This is a genomic window from Trinickia sp. NRRL B-1857 (assembly GCF_050470685.1).
In the GTDB taxonomy this organism is placed as follows: Bacteria; Pseudomonadota; Gammaproteobacteria; order Burkholderiales; family Burkholderiaceae; genus Trinickia.
In genome coordinates, this window is the sequence record NZ_JBFLUK010000001.1 from 194,200 (window position 1) to 211,461 (window position 17,262).

A 17,262-nucleotide genomic window follows, 5' to 3' on the forward strand; every position below is an offset into this window, starting at 1 on the left:
CGCCAGGGCGCGCGCCTAAACGCGATCGACGAGCGTGCGCGTCGCATCCGCGACGAGGCTGCGCAGCCAGCGCACTTCGTCGGAATAGTGGCAGCGCTCGTGCCAGAGCTGGTAGTACTGCATGGGCGGGAAATCGAGCGGGGCAGGCAGGACCGTCAGCGGCAGGAACTTGGCGTAGTGATCGGCGAACAATCGCGTCGTCGTGAAGATCAGGTCCGACTTGATCAACACGTATGGGGCCAGATTGAAGTACGGCAGGGTGACGACGACATGGCGCTTGAGCCGTTCGCGCGCGAGATGCACGTCGATCGCGCCGCGTTGGCCCACCGAGTACGGCGTGGGCGCGAGGTGCGGGGCGTTCAGGTACTGATCGAGCGTAAGCGTCCCGCGCTTGGCGAACGGGTGCGTGTTGCTCATCAGGCACACGATTTCGTCGACGAACAAGTTCGACAGATGCAACTGCTCGGGAGGCTCGGGCCAATTGCCGATGACGACGTCGAGCTTGCCGTCCTCGAGCGCGAGCTCGTAGTCGAACGAGGGTCCGAGCGAATGAAATTCGAGTTGAGCGTTGGGCGCCGCTTGCCGGAAGCGTTCGACGACGGTCGGCACGAACAGCACGTTCAGGTAGTCGGGACATCCGATGCGATAGCAACGGATGGACGTGGCCGGATCGAAGTTGTGCTGTTGGAAGCGGATCCGCTCGATTTCGCGCAACGCGTTCTGCACGGGCTCGAGCAGGCGCAGGCCGTACTCGGTCGGCACCATGCCGGACTTGCCGCGCACGAGCAACGGATCGCCCGTAATGTCGCGCAAGCGGCGCAGCGCGGCGCTGATCGCCGGCTGGGATTGATTGAGCTTGACGGCGGCGCGCGTGACGCTGCGCTCCATCAAGAGGGTGTGCAAGACGCGCAAAAGATACGTGTCGATCGCCTCGCGTTGCTGACTCATGTATTGCTCCGATATATGTTTCGGCTGATCGATGAGGGGTGGGGGTATCAGACTTTTAATATGTGCATGAACTTGCGTCAAGGGCGCACATACCCGTGTGGCGCATCGGCCAAATCGAGTGTTCGTACGATATTGTCGGCTCGACGCTCGCGCACGATTTGGGTATCGTCGGGCCAGGCCGCGCGGTGGGACGGCGCGAAGCGGCACGTCGACGGGGAGCGCGACGCGCGATCGGCGCGTCGCATCGGGGAACATAAGTCAAGCAGGTTTAGCGGATCTCATGGGCGATCAATCTATTCATAGCGGCCGGACGGATGCCGGCGTGCACGCGGTGCCGCGGCTCGAGCTGACAGGTATCAGCAAGCAATATCCGTCCGTCAAGGCGAACGACGGCGTGGACCTCGTCGTCGCGCCGGGCGAGATCCATGCCGTGCTGGGCGAGAACGGCGCCGGCAAGAGCACGCTGATGAAAATCATCTACGGCTCGGTGCGGCCCGATGCCGGGCAGATTCGCTGGGAAGGCGATCTCGTCGATATCGCGAGCCCTGCGCAAGCGCGCAAGCTCGGGATCGGGATGGTCTTTCAACACTTCTCGCTGTTCGAGACGCTGACTGTCGGCGAGAACATCGCCCTCGCATTGGACGAGCCGTTCGATTTGGCCGCCCTCGGCAAGCGAATTCGCGCCGTATCGGCCGAGTACGGTCTCGACATCGATCCGCAGCGGCATATACACAGCCTCACGGTGGGCGAGCGCCAGCGCGTCGAGATCGTCCGGTGCCTCTTGCAGCATCCCCGGCTGCTGATCATGGACGAGCCTACGTCCGTGCTGACCCCGCAAGCCGTGCTCAAGCTTTTCGAAACGCTCAAGCGGCTGGCATCGCAAGGATGCAGCGTGCTTTACATCAGCCATAAGCTCGATGAGATCCGCGCGCTCTGCGATACGGCAACGGTCATGCGCGGCGGCCGGGTGACCGGGCATGTGAAGCCGCGCGAGCAAACGAATGCGTCGCTCGCGCAGTTGATGGTCGGTCATGCGTTGCCCGAGTACACGCGTCGCGCGCACGCGCCGGGCAACGCGTTGCTGAGCGTCAACCGCCTGTGCGTGCCGAGCGACGATCCGTTCGGCACCTCGCTCGAGAACGTGACGTTCGACGTGCACGCGGGCGAGATCTTCGGCATCGCCGGGGTGTCGGGCAACGGCCAGGCCGAACTGCTCGCGGCGCTATCGGGAGAGCAACGCAGTGCGGTGGAGCCCGATGCCGTGACGATTTGCGGCAAGCGCGCCGCGCGGCTGTCGGCCGGGGCGCGCCGCCGGCTGGGATTTGCTTTCGTGCCGGAGGAGCGGCTTGGACGCGGTGCGGTGCCGGCAATGTCGCTCGAAGAAAATGCGTTGCTCACCGCGCATCGTCAGCCCGGCATGCTCAAACATGGGTGGATCGGCGCGCGTGCGATGCGCGCGTTCGCGACTCGCTGCATCGAAGCGTTCGACGTGCGTTGCGGCGGTCCCGAGGCGCTTGCGCAGTCGCTCTCGGGCGGCAATTTGCAGAAGTACATCGTCGGCCGCGAGGTGCTGCAAGCGCCGAAGGTGCTCGTCGTCGCACAGCCGACTTGGGGTGTCGACGTGGGCGCATCCGCGTTCATTCGTCAGCAGTTGCTCGATCTATCGGCGAAGGGCGTCGCGGTGCTGGTGATCTCGGAGGAGCTCGACGAGCTCTTCGATATTTGCGACCGCATCGCCGTCCTCGCGCGCGGCAGGCTCTCGCCCGCGCGCAAAACGGGAGAGACGAACGCGCAAGAGATCGGCCTATGGATGGCCGGCCTATTCGGCGATCACGGCGCGGCGCCGCCCGCCGAGCAGCCTGTGCATGCTTGACGCGGCTTAGGCACCGCTTCGTTGCCATCCGGAGCGCGCCCATACCGAACGATCGCGGTCCAACGCATCGGACACGAATAACCCACGCTTGAATTGACCATGTATTTTCCATATCGACTCGAAGCCCGACCGACCCCCTCGCGCACGATGCGGCTGGCCGTGCCCGTCATCGCTGCGGTGCTTACGCTCGCCATCGGCTTTTTGATTTTCGGTCTCGTCGGACGCGATCCGGTGCAGGCCATGCGCGCGTTCTTCATCGACCCGCTCGCCGATACGAACGGCTGGTCGGAGTTGCTGCTCAAGGCCTCGCCGCTGTGCCTCATCGGCCTCGGCCTCGCCGTCGGCTATCGTGCGAACGTCTGGAACATCGGCGCCGAGGGACAGATGCTGGCGGGCGGCATCGCGGCGAGCGGTGTCGCGATCCACTTCGATCAAGCGAGCGGGGCGTGGATCTTGTTCTTGATGATGGGGGCGGGCGTCATCGGCGGGATGTTGTGGGCGTCGATCCCGGCGTTCCTGAAAACGCGCTTCAACACGAATGAGATCTTGACGAGCCTCATGCTCACTTATGTGGCCACGCAGCTTTTGATCTATCTCGTCAGCGGCCCCTGGCGCGATCCGCAAGGGATGAACTTCCCGATTTCGGAGATGTTCTCGGGCGATGCGCTCTATCCGACCTTCGGCGGCGACTGGCGCTGGCACTGGCTGCAAGGAACCCGGCTCAATGCGTCGGTCTTCTTGACGTTGGCGGCCATCCCCGCCGTCTGGCTCTTCATGCGCAAGAGCTTCGCGGGTTTTCGCATGAACGTGGGCGGGCTCGCGCCGCTCGCCGCTCGCTACGCGGGCTTTTCCGATTCACGCACCGTATGGACCTCGCTGCTGATCAGCGGGGCGCTAGCCGGCCTTGCGGGCATGGGCGAGATTGCGGGACCGATCGGGCAACTGCAAGCGACATGGTCGCCTGGGTACGGCTTCACGGCCATCATCGTCGTGTTCGTCGGCCGGCTGCATCCGATCGGGATCGTGCTCGCGAGCTTGCTCATGGCCTTGCTTTATCTGGGCGGCGAAGCGGTGCAGACCTCGATGCAATTGCCGCAGGCTTTATCGGGCGTGTTTCAAGGGCTGTTGCTGTTCTGCTTGCTAGGTGCCGACCTGTTCGTCAACTATCGTGTCCGCCGCGTGTCGCGTGTCGCGCACGGCTAAAGCTAAACGCACCTACATCACGAACGAGCGCATGTCTCGCCATCGAATGACTCGCCAATCGAAATAGAACGACCATGGATATTCAACAAGCCGGCTCGCTTGCATCGAGCGCCGTCGTCGCGGCCATCCCGCTCATGTTCGCCGGGGTGGGCGAACTCGTCACCGAAAAGTCGGGCGTCTTGAATCTGGGCGTCGAAGGCATGATGCTGATGGGGGCCGTGACCGGCTACGCGGTGACCGTTATCACGGGCCATCCGTGGCTCGGCGTGGCGGCGGCTATCGGCGCCGGCGTCGCGATGGCGCTGCTGTTCGCGTTTCTGACGCTGACGATGCTCGCCAACCAAGTCGCGACGGGGCTGTCGCTCGCGATCTTCGGCACAGGTCTGTCCGCCTATGTCGGCAAGCCGTATACGTCGGCGTCGGTCAGCGCCACGATCGGCGCTTGGCCGATCCCCGGACTCGCGCATGTGCCGGTGCTCGGGCCCGCGTTCTTTTCCCTGACGCCGCTCGGGTATCTCGCGTTCGTCATGTTCGGCCTCGTGGCATGGTTCCTCTATCGCACGCGCGCGGGGCTCGTGTTGCGTTCGGTCGGCGAATCGCCGAGCGTCGCGCATTCGGTGGGTTTTCCCGTGATCGGCGTGCGCTATGGTGCGACGCTGTTCGGCGGCGGCATGGCGGGGCTTGCCGGCGGCTATTATTCGATCGTCTACCTGCATCTTTGGCAGGAGCAATTGACCTCGGGGCGTGGCTGGATCGCGCTCGCGCTCGTCGTGTTCGCCACCTGGCGGCCGGCCCGATTGCTCGTCGGCGCGCTGCTGTTCGGCGCGGTCACCGGCTTGCAGTTCTACGCCCAAGCCGTGGGCGTACCGGTCCCGACGCAATTTCTCGCGATGCTGCCGTACGTGGCGACCGTCGTCGTGCTGGCCGTGATCTCGCGCAATCCGAATACGATCAAGCTCAATGCGCCCGCATCGCTCGGCAAGCCTTTTTACGCGACGAGCTGACCGCGAAGCATGCGCCCGATCGACCGTTTCACCCCACACCACTGGAGAAGTCCGATGAAAAGAAAAACCTTGACCTCGCTCGCCGCCGGAGCGGCGCTCGCGTTGGGCGCGGCGCTCGCGCCCGCCGCGCAAGCGGCCGACGTACCGGGCGTTGCGTTCGTGTACTTGGGCAACCCCGGCGATGCAGGCTGGACCTACGCACACGATCAAGGTTCGAAAGAGGCCGAGGCTCAGTTCGGCAAGAAGATCAAGATCACGCGTGTGGAGGACGTACCCGAGTCGGCCGATTCCGAGCGTGTGTTCCGCGATCTGGCCAGCAAGGGCAACAAGATCATCTTCGGCTCCAGCTTCGGTTATCAGGACTTCGAACTGAAGGTTGCCAAGGATTTCCCCGATACGGTGTTCCTGCACGCAACGGGCTACAAGAAGGGCAAGAACTTCGGCACCTACGACGTTCGCATGTATCAAGGCGCCTATCTCGCCGGTATCGTGGCCGGTCATATGACGAAGACGAACACGCTCGGCTTCGTCGCATCGGTACCGATCCCCGAAGTCGTGCGCAACATCAACGCATATACGCTCGGTGCGCGTTCGGTCAACCCGAAGGTGCATACGAAGGTCATCTGGATCAACAGCTGGTTCGATCCGGGCAAGGAAAAGCAAGCGGCCGAAACGCTGATCAGCCAAGGCGCCGACGTGCTCTTGCAGAACACCGATTCGAGCGCCACGCTCGCGACCGCGCAAGAGAAGCATGTGCATGCCTTCGGCTGGGACTCGGACATGAAGAAGTTCGGGCCTGACGCGGCGCTCGGTTCGGTCGTCGCCCATTGGGGCGTCTACTATCGGGCCGTCATTCAGCAAGTGCTCGACGGCAAGTGGAAGAACGACCCGGTCTGGTGGGGCCTGCCGCAGCAAGCCGTCGATCTCGAAGATCTGAACAAGGCCGTGCCCGCAAGCGCGTTGACCGACGAGAAGAACGCGCGCAGCGCGATCGCGAGCGGCAAGCGCGACGTCTTCACGGGCCCGATCAAGGATCAAGCCGGTGCGGTCAAGGTCCCGGCCGGCACGACGCTGACCGACGCCGAATTGCAGCGCTTGAATTGGTACGTCGAAGGCGTGGACGGTACGCTGCCGCACTAACGCAAGCCCACGGGCGGCGCTTCGCGTCCGCCCGTTTTCAATCTTCCAGCCGCATGCCCAGTTTGAGCGTCACTTGCCAGTGGACGACGGTGCCGTTTTCGATGTGCCCGCGTGTTTCGGTGACCTCGAACCAGTTCAAATTGCGCAGCGTCTTCGAGGCGCGCTCGATCGCGCAACGAACCGCGTCGTCGCAAGACTTGGTCGACGAACCGGTCAATTCAATGTACTTGTAGACATGGTCGTTCATGAGCGTTCTCCGTTTCTCGGCGAGAATGGATAGACCAGTATAGGCAACGACGCTCGAGCATGCCGGCGTGCATCGCGGGGCTGGAACCGTCGATGCCGCGGCATGCTTCATTTTCATCGAGAGGGAAAGCGACGATGGACATAGGATTTTGCGGACCGGGTCTGATGGGCGCCCCGATGATCCGGCACCTGCTGCGCGCCGGACATATCGTATGGGTATGGAACCGTACGCGCGAGAAAGCGCAGGCACTCGTCGCCGACGGCGCTCGCGTAGTCGATACTCCGCACGATCTGTGCGCGCATGCCCAGGTCGTGTTCTTATGCGTGTCCGATACCCAGGCCGTCGAGGATGTCGTGTTCGGGTCGGGTGGACTACTCGGAGAGGACCGGGGCGAAACGAACGCGGGTACCGTGCGTTGGATCGTCGATCATTCGAGCATCGCACCCGCGGCGACGCGCGAATACGCGGCGCGGGTGGCGCGTCATGGCATAGGCTGGGTCGATGCGCCCGTCTCGGGCGGCGTGCCGGGCGCGCAAGCCGGCACGCTCGCGGTGATGGCCGGGGGCGCGGCGCAAGACATCGCGCAATTGGAGCCTGTCATCCGCGCCTATGCGGCTCGTGTCACGCATATGGGCGAGGCGGGCGCGGGCCAGATGACCAAGCTCTGCAATCAGGCGATCGTTTGCGCAACGGTGGCCGGGATCGCCGAGGCCGTCGGTCTCGCGCAAGCGGCAGGCATCGATGCGGCCAGGTTGCCGCAGGCGCTGGCCGGCGGCTGGGCCGACTCGGTTTTGCTGCAAACATTCGTGCCGCGCATGACCGAGCGAGGGCATGCGCCGCTCGGGTCGCTGAGAACGTTTCAAAAGGATATCGATACGGTAGCCGACGCGGCGCGCGGGGCGGGCGCTGTGATGCCCGTGGTGGGCGCCGTACAGCAGGTACTGCGCTTGGGCGCGGCGATGGGGCTTTCCGATGCCGATCTGGCGGCATTTATCGATATCGTGCGACCGCAACCGAACGCGACGGCGCGCGCGATAACGACGCCGCGGCAAGCGCCGCGGGCATAGGCGTTAGCGAAACGAGCGCGGTGCGGCGTCGCCGGCGTTCTGCTTGCGCGTGCCTCGGGTCACGGCGCCCGCGCCGAATTCGGGCAGGATTTTCGCGCGTGCGCGGCTCGCGAAGACGAGGAAACCAAACCCGTTCGTCTCGTACCAATACCCACCGTTCTCGAGCCCTTCGAGCGGCTGCTCGAGCGCGTTCGCGATCGATTCGATACAGCGGCGGCGCAACTCGTCGACGTCGGGATAGGGCGGCTGCGCCCCACGCACGGTGCATAGCAGAACGTCGAGCCCGGGCAGAACGTGCTCATAGAGCACGGGCTCGTCCTGCGCACGCGCACGGGCGATCTTCGTATCGAGCTGAACAAAGGGTTTGAACTGGCGCAGGACGGCGAGAAACGATTCTTTGCTGTCCGCACTCGCGCGCCTGCGCTTTCTCGGGAAGGACATAAACATTCGCCTGAAAAAGAGTTGCAAGAAACACAGCGTCCTCATGCGACCACTCCCGGCTCTCGCGCGCCGCACGTCCGATCTTTTATAGCATACGAAATCGTCGCATTCACGACCGAGCACCGTTTCGGCCATATTCCCGACGCTCGTACGCAGTCATGCCGAAGCCGTGCATGGCGTGCGTCGCACCGAACTCGACATCTATGGCAATAATAGGCCCGAGTTTCACCGAAGTGATGACCTAACTCATAAAAAATGCCAACTTCTGTGCGCACACGCGCCTCGATATCGTCCGTTGAAATATCTCGGAACAGCACGGATAATGGTCCGGTTTCACTGTTGCACGTCGTGCAACGCAAGCGCCGTGCCGCGCCAGAGAGAGGCGCGCGAGTCGAGGGGGCCGCCAAGGACGCATGAAACTATTCACGAAGGGGCTGCTGCTGATCGCCGTGCCGAGCTTGGTCGAGCTCGCGCTTGTCGGCTTGTTGTCGAAAACGCAGGAGCAGGCAACGCAGGCGGCGCAATGGGCATCGCACAGCAAACAGGTGCTCTATCAAGCATCGGTTATCGTCGATCCGCTTTTGCGCGAGGCCTCGCGCGTGCGCGCCGGCTTGATTCTCGGCGATGCGTCCTTCGTCGACCGGCAGGTTGTTTGGGTCGATCTCGGCGATCGGCTGTCCCGACTCGAAAAACTGGTGGCGGACGATCCCCTGCAAGTGGAGCGGGTGCGGCGCATGCGCGAGGCCGTCGATGCGTTTCGTGCACAGACGGACGAGGCTTATCGTGCGCTGCACGACGGCAGACCGGTCGAACTGGCTTCGTTCGATGCGACGCCGTTGCCGCCGGCGATACAGGCGTTTCGCGACGAACTGGGTGCATTCGTCGCGGATGAGTCGCGGCTCGACGGCGAACGCAGCACGCAACTGACTGCGACGCGCGAACAGCAGCGCGACGCGCTCATTGCCGCGATCGCCGGTTCGATGCTGATTTGGGCCATTGCGGCGCTCGCGTTTGCGGGCAACATTGGGCGTCGCCTGCGCACGCTTACGGCCAATGCGCAACGGCTCGGTCGCGCGCAGGCGCTAGGCGCGCCGCTCGCGGGCAACGACGAGCTCGCCGATCTCGATGCGGCGCTGCACCGGACGAGCGGATTGCTCACGGAGTCGGAGCACGACCAAGCCGCGCTCCAAGCCACGCTCGAATCGCGCGCGCAAGAGCTGACCCAAGTCAACGACAACTTGCGTCAGCAAAAGCAAGACAACGATATGTTCATTTATAGCGTATCGCACGATTTGCGATCGCCGCTCGTCAACCTGCAAGGGTTTTCGCGCGAACTTCAGGTGTCCTGCGAAGAGTTGCGCTCGATGATCGATGCGGCCCGCTTGCCCGAGGCCGAGCGCACGCGCATTACGCGCGTGCTCGATGGGAACTTGAGCGAAGCGCTGCACTTTTTGCGCACCGCGGTCGCACGCTCGGCGTCGATCATCGATGCACTGCTGCGCATTTCGCGGGCGGGCCGGCTCGAGTATCAGTGGCAGCGCGTGAGCGTGGCGCGGGCCGTGGCGCGCGTCGTCGAATCGCTGCATCAGGCGATCGTCGAACGCGGCGCGACCGTATCCGTGGGCGAGTTGCCGCCTGTCTGGGGCGATCCGACCGCGATCGAACAAATCTTCGCCAACTTGATCGGCAACGCCGTGAATTATCTCGATCCGTCGCGTGCCGGCCGGATCGAGATCGGCACACTGGATCAGGCGCCGCACGAAAACGGCGAACGAGCGCCTAGAATGCGTACATATTTCGTACGCGACAACGGCCTTGGCATTCCCGATGCCTGCATGCCGAAAATGTTCAGCGCGTTTCAACGGTTGCACGGCGATCGCGCGAAAGGCGACGGTATCGGTCTTGCGCTCGTACGCCGTGTAACCGAGCGGCACGGGGGACGCGCTTGGGTCGAATCGACGGAAGGCATCGGCTCGACCTTTTACGTGACGTTGCCCGAGCAACCCTTGCGGATGACTTGACGCGCCATGCGTGGCGCCGAACGAACTCATAAACCTGTATGACCGACGTTTCTCGCCAAGAGTCCGCCCGCGTGCTGATCGTCGACGACGACGAGGGCATTTTGCGGCTTGCGCGGAAGTCGCTCGAACGCGCGGGCTGCCGCGTCTTCGCCTATTCGAGCGCGCGCGCGGCGTATGCTCGATTGCCCGGCGATGCGCCGGATCTGCTCGTGCTCGACTACCAGTTGGACAGCGCCGAGACCGGGCTCGATTTCTTCCGCCGTTTGCGCGACGAGGGGACCGTGCTGCCCGCGATTCTCGTGACGGGCTTTACCGACGAATCGCGCGTGATCGAGGCCTTGCGTGCCGGCATTTCGGATGTCGTACCGAAGTCGGGCGGCTACTTGGAGTATTTGCCGGAGGCCGTGGAGCGCGTACTCGCGCAAGTCCGATTGCAGCGCGCATCGGCCGAGGCGCTGTTGCTGCGCGATCGCGAGGCGCACTATCGTAGTTTGTCGGAGGCGTTGCCGCACCTCGTTTTCACGAGCAACGCAAAAGGCGAGTGCGACTTCTTCTCGAAGCAATGGTATGCCTACACCGGGCTCGACGAAGCGGCTTCGCGCGGGCTCGGCTGGCTCGATGCCGTCCATCCCGACGACCGCGACGCGTTGCGGCGATCGTGGTTCGATGCCGTGGGCGGTGCCGTCGACGCAGGCTATCGGCATGAACTTCGGTTGCGCGCCGTCGACGGGACGTATCGCTGGTTCGACATGCGGATGGCCGACGTGCGCGATGCCAACGGCCGCGTCGGCAAGTGGTTCGCGAGCTGCACCGACATCCAATCGCAGCGCGAGGCCATGGAGGAGCGCGAACGCTTGCTCGCGGCCGAGCAATGCGCGCGGCAGACGACCGAGGAGGCCAATCGCGCGAAGGATCGGTTCCTCGCCATGCTGTCGCATGAGTTACGTACGCCGCTCACCCCGGTGCTCGCGGGAACGCGCGTGCTCGAGACGATGCCCGATCTGCCGGCCGCGGCGCAATCGAGCGTGAAGATGATCCGGCGCAACATCGAACTCGAGGCTAGGCTCATCGACGACTTGCTCGACTTGACTCGCGTCGCGAACGGCAAACTGCGCCTTGCACTGGAAACGGTCGACGTGCACGACGTCGTCGATAGCGTGCTCGAGCTGTTTCGCGCCGAGATTCAGGTCAAGGCGCTCGACGTGCATGTGGAAAAGCGCGCCGAGAATCATTTCGTGCTGGCCGATCCGGCCCGGTTGCAGCAGATGCTATGGAACCTCGTACGTAACGCCGCGAAGTTTACGCCCGACGGCGGTCACATCTACGTGCGCACGCGCGATGCGCGCATGCGCATCGAGATCGAAATCGAGGACACGGGTATCGGCATCGCCCCCGAGCAGATCGGCAAGCTGTTCAATGCGTTCGAGCAGGGCAGCCAGCGCATGACGCAGCAGTTCGGCGGCCTGGGCCTAGGGCTGGCCATCACCAAGGCCCTAACGGACGCGCACGGCGGCACGGTGAGCGCGCGCAGCCCCGGACCGCATTGCGGGGCGACCTTCACGATCGCGTTGCCGACGACAGCCTTGCCCGCGCTCGAGCCGGTACCCGCCATGTCGTCGCAAGCCGCCGGAAAGGAGCGGATTGCGATCTTGCTCGTGGAGGATCATGCCGATACGGCCGACGTCATGGCACACCTGATGAGCTCGCTGGGGCATGACGTGGCCGTCGCGGCATCGGTGGCCGAGGCACTGGCCGCGACGGGGGCGCGCACCTTCGATTTGATCGTGAGCGACGTGGGCTTGCCCGACGGCACGGGACTCGATTTCGTGAGCGCCGTGCGTAAGCATTCGCAGGTCCCGGCGATCGCATTGACGGGGTACGGCTCGGACGAAGACATCCGGCGTTGTCTCGCCGCCGGCTTCACGGCGCATTTGACGAAGCCCGTGAATTTCGCGCAACTGGAGGTGCTGATTCAACGCGCGGCCGAGCGAAAAACGCAAGGCGGCTAGCGGGCGCGCCGTCGAGTCGATCCGGCCTTCGGATCGAGACCGGCTCGCATGCTTGGGGCCCGCTTGGCGCCTGCCGGGGCTTGCTCGGGGCCGCCTCAGCGTTGCTTGAGCGAGTCGCGGATTTCGCGCAGCAACAGCACGTCTTCCGGCGTGGGCGGCGGCGCGGCCGGCGCCTCTTCTTGACGTTTGCGCATCGTGTTCATGAGCTTGACGATCCCGAACACGATGATGGCCAGAATGACGAAGTTGATGACCGCCGTAATGAACGAGCCGTAGCCGAATACGGCTACACCGGCCGTTTGCAGATCTTTGAAGGAATCGGGGTTGCCCTTGAACGTAGGCGGTATATCGCCGAGTCGAATGAATTTGTTCGAGAAGTCGAGGCCGCCCGTGGCCACGCCGACGATCGGCATGATCAGATCTTTGACGATGGAATTGACGATGGTCGAGAACGCGCCGCCGATGATCACACCGACGGCCAAATCCATCACGTTGCCCTTGACGGCGAATTCCCTGAATTCCTTGACGATACCCATATTGTTTTTCCTCCTTGCTTGACGGGATACATGCGAACTGCATCGAGATTGCAAGGCGCATGCCATCGCGGCCATGATAGCGAACGGCCGATCGTAACGGGAGGAAATTTCGCTTGCGGCGCGAGCGTCAACTCTTATAGCCGAGCCGTAAGCCGCCCCAATGGCGGCCGTTCACGTAGATCGGCGCGGAAGCGTCTTTCATTATCGCGTAGGCGCCGCCGCCCATGTCGCGTCGGTACGTTTGCAGCAAGAACGGCTTCGTGTGCGTCGCGGCCGCGAGCCCCGTGCGATCGGGAAAGATGCGGCGGTTCCGGCAGTTGGCCGCGTTCCAAACCGGGTCGCCTGGGCGTTGCGCTTGCGAGAACTTCCGATTGTGGGTGGGCAGATAGCCGCGCACGTCCACGGCGGCGCAAAACGCCACGCGTGCGTCCAACGCAAGCAACGGCTCTTGAATCTCGGGTAACACGCGATCGGTGAACGCGGTGAATTGCGTCATGAACTGCTGCGGATCGGTGCCGGGGACCGGAACGTACTGAGCGTCGAATAACGCAGCCTCGGTGATTTCGCCGCGCGCGAGCGCTTGTTCGAAGCGCTTGCCGATCGCGTCGGCCGTGCGTTGCGCGGCCGAGATGAAGCGCGTATCGGGTGTCTCCACGCCCGTGGCAGCCGTGAGCTCGATCAGCGTCTCCGAGACGGACAAGAGGTTGGAGAGCCGGTCTTTCGCTTGGAGGAAGTTCTCGCTCGAATGCTCGACGCCCGTCGCCATGTCTCCCACCTGTTCCTCTAGGTGGTGGCACTGCGTCTCTATCTCGCCGGTCAACGTTGCGATTTGTTCGGCTTCCTCGTGCAACTGGTTGATTGCCGTGCCCGTCGATTCGACGATGCCGCCGATCGTCGCCGAGCCTTCCTTCACGCGATGCGCGCGCGCCGTGTTTTCGGCGCCGTCTGCGATCAGTTGTTCGGTCTGCTGGGTGAGGCGCGCGAGCGTCGCTTCGATTTGGGCGGTCGCCTGCGCGGTCTTGCTCGACAGGTTTTTGACTTCGGCCGCGACGACGGCGAAGCTCTTGCCCGACTCGCCGGCACGGGCAGCCTCGATCGCCGCGTTGATCGCGAGCAGATGCGTTTGCCGGGCAATCAGCGAGATTTCCTCGGAGACGGTGCTGACATGGTCGAGCGCTTCACGCAGCGCTTCGATTTGGGTCGCGATGCCTGTGACGCCTTCGACGAGGCCGTGAATGTCCGCGAGCGAAGCATCGAGCGTTTGACGCGACTGTTCGACCGCACTCGAGGCTTCGCTGCTAACCACGCGAACTTGCTGCGCGGCCTGCGCGATACGGTGATTGCCTTGCATCGTGACCGACGCCGACTCGCGCAGCGAGCGGCAGACGTTCGCATGTTGGGCCACCCGATTGGCGACTTCCTCCACATGCCCGGACACGTCGCAGATTTCGATGCCCAGCTTGCCGGCATATTCGGCGATATCGCCGACGATCGAACGCGCGGCCCCCGGCCGACGCAAAGTCAAGCGCATGATGCTGTCTCCTTGGCGCGAATTCGCTATTCGCTATTGATTCGCGCGTCATTCGTAGTTTTGCCGCCGCCGGAAACCGGCGGCACGTGCGCGCCCATATCTATCCGATTCCACTTACGCGGTACTTACGCCTTGTACGTGCGCGCAAGGGCAGGTGTCGCTCCGTGCAAACGAGGCTTGACTGCTCGTGTCGATAGGCTCTCCTTTGCGTTAACGGACGATGAGCGGCCGGGCTGAAGGGGGGATGACGATAGTATGACGATAGTGCTTCCAGCCATTGCGCAATCGCCGCGAAACGCTTAGATTGCGCGTGAACCTTCGCACGCACGACGCGCCCGATCCAGACACCACTCGCAGCAGGCCGGGTCCATCCGACGCTCCGCAGAGAGCCGCATGTGCGCGCTTTACCACCACCACGGAGGGGACCGTGCGACGCCTCGTCGAGAGCGCGCGCACGTCGATGCCATGTTTAAACGTTTCACGATTCGCGGTGGGCTGACGCTCACGATCGCGGGCTATACGCTCGCCCTGATTGCGGCAATGGGCGCAGGCATGCTGGGCCTGCAAAAAAGCAACGACGCGCTCAAGCAGATGTACGCGACCGATACGGCCGCGCTGACCCATTTGAAAACGAGCTCCGAGCGCATGTTGCAAGTGCGGCTTGCGCTGGGCAGCTATGAGACCCTATTTTCGATGGGTAAAGCCGGCGACGATTTGTTGCCGAAGGCGCACGGCGTGCTGAAGGACAGCGACGCGCAGTGGAACGATTACCTCGCCAAACCGCGCGACGAAAATGAAGCGCATCTGGCCGATGCCGTCGGCGCGGCGCGCACCGCACTTGTGCAGCAGGCGATCAATCCCGAATTCCAGGCGCTCGAGCAAAACGACTTCAACACCTTCCGCACGATTCAGGGGCAGACGGCGAACGAGCTGTACGGGCGCTACGAGAAGGCGATCGCCGATCTCGAGGCGTTGCAGGTCTCGCATCAAGAGGCTCGCTACGCCGATGCTCAAGCGACGTTCCACGATCTGGCCACGGGCGCCGCGGCTATCGCTGCGCTCGCGCTCGTGATCGGTCTATTCGCACGCGGGGCGCTCGTGTCGGCCGTCGTGCGGCCTATCGATGCCGTCATCAAGCACTTCGAGCGTATCGCCGCGGGCGATCTGACGGGCTCGATCTCGGTCGATCGTCAAAACGAAATGGGGCGTTTGCTCGTGGCGCTACAGCAGATGCAGGTCGCGCTCGTGGCCACGGTGTCGCGTGTGCGCACCGGTTCGGAAGCGATCATGCACGGCGCACGTGAAATCGCGACCGGCAACGCCGATTTGTCGCAGCGGACCGAGCAGCAAGCCGCCTCGTTGCAAGAGACGGCGTCCAGCATGGAGCAGTTGACGGCCACGGTGAAGCTCAATGCCTCGCACGCGCTCGAAGCGAGCGACTTGGCCCGCGATGCGTCCGATACCGCGACGCGTGGCGGCGAGGTCGTGGGCGACGTCGTGCGCACGATGGAGGATATCGCCTCGAGTTCGCATCAGATCGGCGACATCATCGGCGTCATCGAAGGCATCGCGTTCCAAACGAACATCTTGGCGCTGAACGCGGCGGTGGAAGCGGCCCGCGCCGGCGAGCAGGGGCGCGGCTTCGCGGTGGTGGCAGGCGAGGTACGCAGTCTCGCGCAGCGCAGCGCGAGCGCGGCGAAGGAAATCAAATCGCTGATCGCGGCCTCGGCCGACAAGGTGCACAACGGCAGCGCGCTCGTGGGCCGTGCGGGCGAAACGATGGATCAAGTCGTGGCCGCCGTGCATCGCGTGACGGACATCATCGGCAAGATTAGCGCGGCATCGGGCGAGCAATCGAGCGGCATCGAGCAGATCAACCTCGCCGTCGTTCAGATGGATTCGGTCACGCAGCAAAATGCCGCGTTGGTGGAGCAAGCCGCCGCGGCAGCCGCTTCGCTCCAGGAGCAAGCGGCTCAACTCGACGCGGCCGTCGCGGTCTTCCACGTGCAGGGCCATTCGGCCGATTACTCGTCGCGTATCGCCGCTTCTCGGCTTGCGCGCGAGCCGCTTGGCGTCGAGCCCGCGCTGGCGGCCTGAGCGATGCGCGCCGAAAGGCGCGTTCGAAAACGAGCAGGCGGGCCGCCTATCGAGCGCCGCCTGTGTGGCTTAACCGGCGACGCGCAACGCGGCGCCGGTCGTCCGTTCGAAAAACGCGTGTAAGTCGGCGAGAACGCGCTCGGGCGCTTCTTCCATCGGGATATGGCCGAGCTCGGGGTAGATCACGAGATGCGCACCGCGAATACGTCGAGCGAACTCGTTCGCATGCGCAAGCGGAATCCAGCGGTCTTTGCCGCCCCATAGCACGAGTGTGGGTACCGCCAGGCGCGACAGCGCTTCGACATCGAGCGCGGCGAAATCGAGCGTCGGCACCATCTTGACCACCGCTTCGCGCGTGCCTTCGCCGTGAAAAAAGTCGGCGTAGCGTCGTAGCGTGGCGGCATCGGGGCGGCGCGGATCGCCGTAGACCGAACGAATCGCGTCGGTGACGAACGCATCCGGCATGCAATGCGAAACGGTCAGCCGCACGAGCGGCTGCGTAAAGAGTGCGATGTGCCGAGGCAGCTTCATCCGAAAGCCCGCGGCATCGACGAGCACGAGCTTCTCGACGCCCGCCGGGTGACGCAGCGCATAGTCCCACGCGATGAGGCCGCCGAGCGAATTGCCGATGAACGTTGCGCGTTCGATGTTAAGCGCCGCGACGAAGGCGTCGATGAAGGCGCGATACATGGGCAGATCCATCGTGGCGATCTCGCCCGATGCCGCGCGCAGCGGACCGGTGATGCCGAACGGCGGCAGATCGACGCGGATGACGCGATGCTCGCGCGCGAGCGCTGCCGCGACGCCGTCCCACGTATCGAGCGATGCGCCGAACCCGTGCAATAGAACGATGGGCGAGCCGCCGTCGCCGCTCGGGCCTTCGTCCAAATAGTGGACGCGGGCACCCAAGAGCGAGAGCCAGCGAGAATGCGGACGGCCATAACGGCGAACGAGCTCGTCGCGCCCGAGGCTAATCACCCCCAAACGCTCGAGCCATGAGCGCCGGGGTAACGCGGCGCGAGACGGCGTGGCTTGCATGGTCCTCTCCCTGTGCTCGAAGCAGTGGCGTCGAGCGGCATGCGTTGATGTCGTGCCGAACCAGTTCGCTATTGTGTTGGCGAACGTAAGCGCGCGTCGTGCTTTAG

The 17,262-nt window shown here is 63.9% G+C and carries 14 protein-coding genes; 8 read left to right on the top strand and 6 right to left on the bottom strand.

Annotation, left to right across the window (positions count from 1 at the left end):
• Window positions 1-15 precede the first annotated feature (15 nt).
• Window positions 16-948, bottom strand: a complete 933-nt coding sequence (locus AB1286_RS00965; protein WP_430361500.1) for a LysR substrate-binding domain-containing protein — start codon at window positions 946-948, stop codon at window positions 16-18.
• A gap of 280 nt (window positions 949-1,228) precedes the next feature.
• On the opposite strand from AB1286_RS00965, the gene AB1286_RS00970 reads away from it, so the two are divergent.
• From AB1286_RS00970 to AB1286_RS00985, 4 genes are all read left to right on the top strand, one after another.
• The gene (locus AB1286_RS00970; RefSeq protein ID WP_430361501.1) at window positions 1,229-2,821 is read left to right on the top strand and encodes an ABC transporter ATP-binding protein; all 1,593 of its coding nucleotides are present in this window, start codon (window positions 1,229-1,231) and stop codon (window positions 2,819-2,821) included.
• A 99-nt stretch (window positions 2,822-2,920) separates the two neighbouring features.
• On the top strand, window positions 2,921-4,024 hold the full coding sequence (locus AB1286_RS00975) for an ABC transporter permease (RefSeq protein WP_430361502.1): 1,104 nt from the start codon (window positions 2,921-2,923) through the stop codon (window positions 4,022-4,024).
• 74 nt (window positions 4,025-4,098) lie between these two features.
• Entirely contained in the window at window positions 4,099-5,028 is a 930-nt protein-coding gene (locus AB1286_RS00980; protein ID WP_430361503.1) for an ABC transporter permease, read from the top strand.
• Between the two features lie 54 nt (window positions 5,029-5,082).
• A complete protein-coding gene (locus AB1286_RS00985; RefSeq protein WP_430361504.1) occupies window positions 5,083-6,168 on the top strand; it encodes a BMP family ABC transporter substrate-binding protein in 1,086 nt (361 codons plus the stop codon).
• Window positions 6,169-6,205: 37 nt separating this feature from the next.
• On the opposite strand, the gene AB1286_RS00990 is transcribed toward AB1286_RS00985, so the two are convergent.
• Window positions 6,206-6,415: a dodecin gene (locus AB1286_RS00990; protein ID WP_102643663.1), complete on the bottom strand. Its 210-nt coding sequence runs from the start codon at window positions 6,413-6,415 to the stop codon at window positions 6,206-6,208.
• A 134-nt stretch (window positions 6,416-6,549) separates the two neighbouring features.
• Between AB1286_RS00990 and AB1286_RS00995 the strand changes: the two genes are divergently transcribed.
• Window positions 6,550-7,482 carry an NAD(P)-dependent oxidoreductase gene (locus AB1286_RS00995; RefSeq protein ID WP_430361505.1) on the top strand — a complete coding sequence of 311 codons (933 nt, stop codon included), beginning with the start codon at window positions 6,550-6,552 and terminating at the stop codon, window positions 7,480-7,482.
• Window positions 7,483-7,485: 3 nt separating this feature from the next.
• Here AB1286_RS00995 and AB1286_RS01000 read toward each other — a convergent pair whose 3' ends face one another.
• Window positions 7,486-7,968: a hypothetical protein gene (locus AB1286_RS01000; protein ID WP_430361506.1), complete on the bottom strand. Its 483-nt coding sequence runs from the start codon at window positions 7,966-7,968 to the stop codon at window positions 7,486-7,488.
• 368 nt (window positions 7,969-8,336) lie between these two features.
• Here AB1286_RS01000 and AB1286_RS01005 point away from each other — a divergent pair, with 368 nt between their 5' ends.
• Both AB1286_RS01005 and AB1286_RS01010 read left to right on the top strand, forming a co-directional pair.
• Complete coding sequence (locus AB1286_RS01005) at window positions 8,337-9,944, top strand: sensor histidine kinase (protein WP_430361507.1); 1,608 nt, start codon at window positions 8,337-8,339, stop codon at window positions 9,942-9,944.
• 38 nt (window positions 9,945-9,982) lie between these two features.
• Complete coding sequence (locus AB1286_RS01010; protein ID WP_430361508.1) at window positions 9,983-11,953, top strand: response regulator; 1,971 nt, start codon at window positions 9,983-9,985, stop codon at window positions 11,951-11,953.
• Between the two features lie 95 nt (window positions 11,954-12,048).
• Here the strand turns inward: AB1286_RS01010 and mscL are convergent, their stop codons facing one another.
• On the bottom strand, window positions 12,049-12,489 hold the full coding sequence (mscL, locus tag AB1286_RS01015) for a large conductance mechanosensitive channel protein MscL (RefSeq protein WP_430361509.1): 441 nt from the start codon (window positions 12,487-12,489) through the stop codon (window positions 12,049-12,051).
• Between the two features lie 127 nt (window positions 12,490-12,616).
• Entirely contained in the window at window positions 12,617-14,020 is a 1,404-nt protein-coding gene (locus AB1286_RS01020) for a methyl-accepting chemotaxis protein (protein WP_430361510.1), read from the bottom strand.
• 465 nt (window positions 14,021-14,485) lie between these two features.
• Here AB1286_RS01020 and AB1286_RS01025 point away from each other — a divergent pair, with 465 nt between their 5' ends.
• Window positions 14,486-16,117 (top strand): methyl-accepting chemotaxis protein, encoded by a 1,632-nt coding sequence (locus AB1286_RS01025; RefSeq protein ID WP_430361511.1) that lies wholly within the window; start codon window positions 14,486-14,488, stop codon window positions 16,115-16,117.
• 69 nt (window positions 16,118-16,186) lie between these two features.
• On the opposite strand, the gene AB1286_RS01030 is transcribed toward AB1286_RS01025, so the two are convergent.
• Window positions 16,187-17,155 (bottom strand): alpha/beta fold hydrolase, encoded by a 969-nt coding sequence (locus AB1286_RS01030; protein WP_430361512.1) that lies wholly within the window; start codon window positions 17,153-17,155, stop codon window positions 16,187-16,189.
• Window positions 17,156-17,262: the final 107 nt, after the last annotated feature.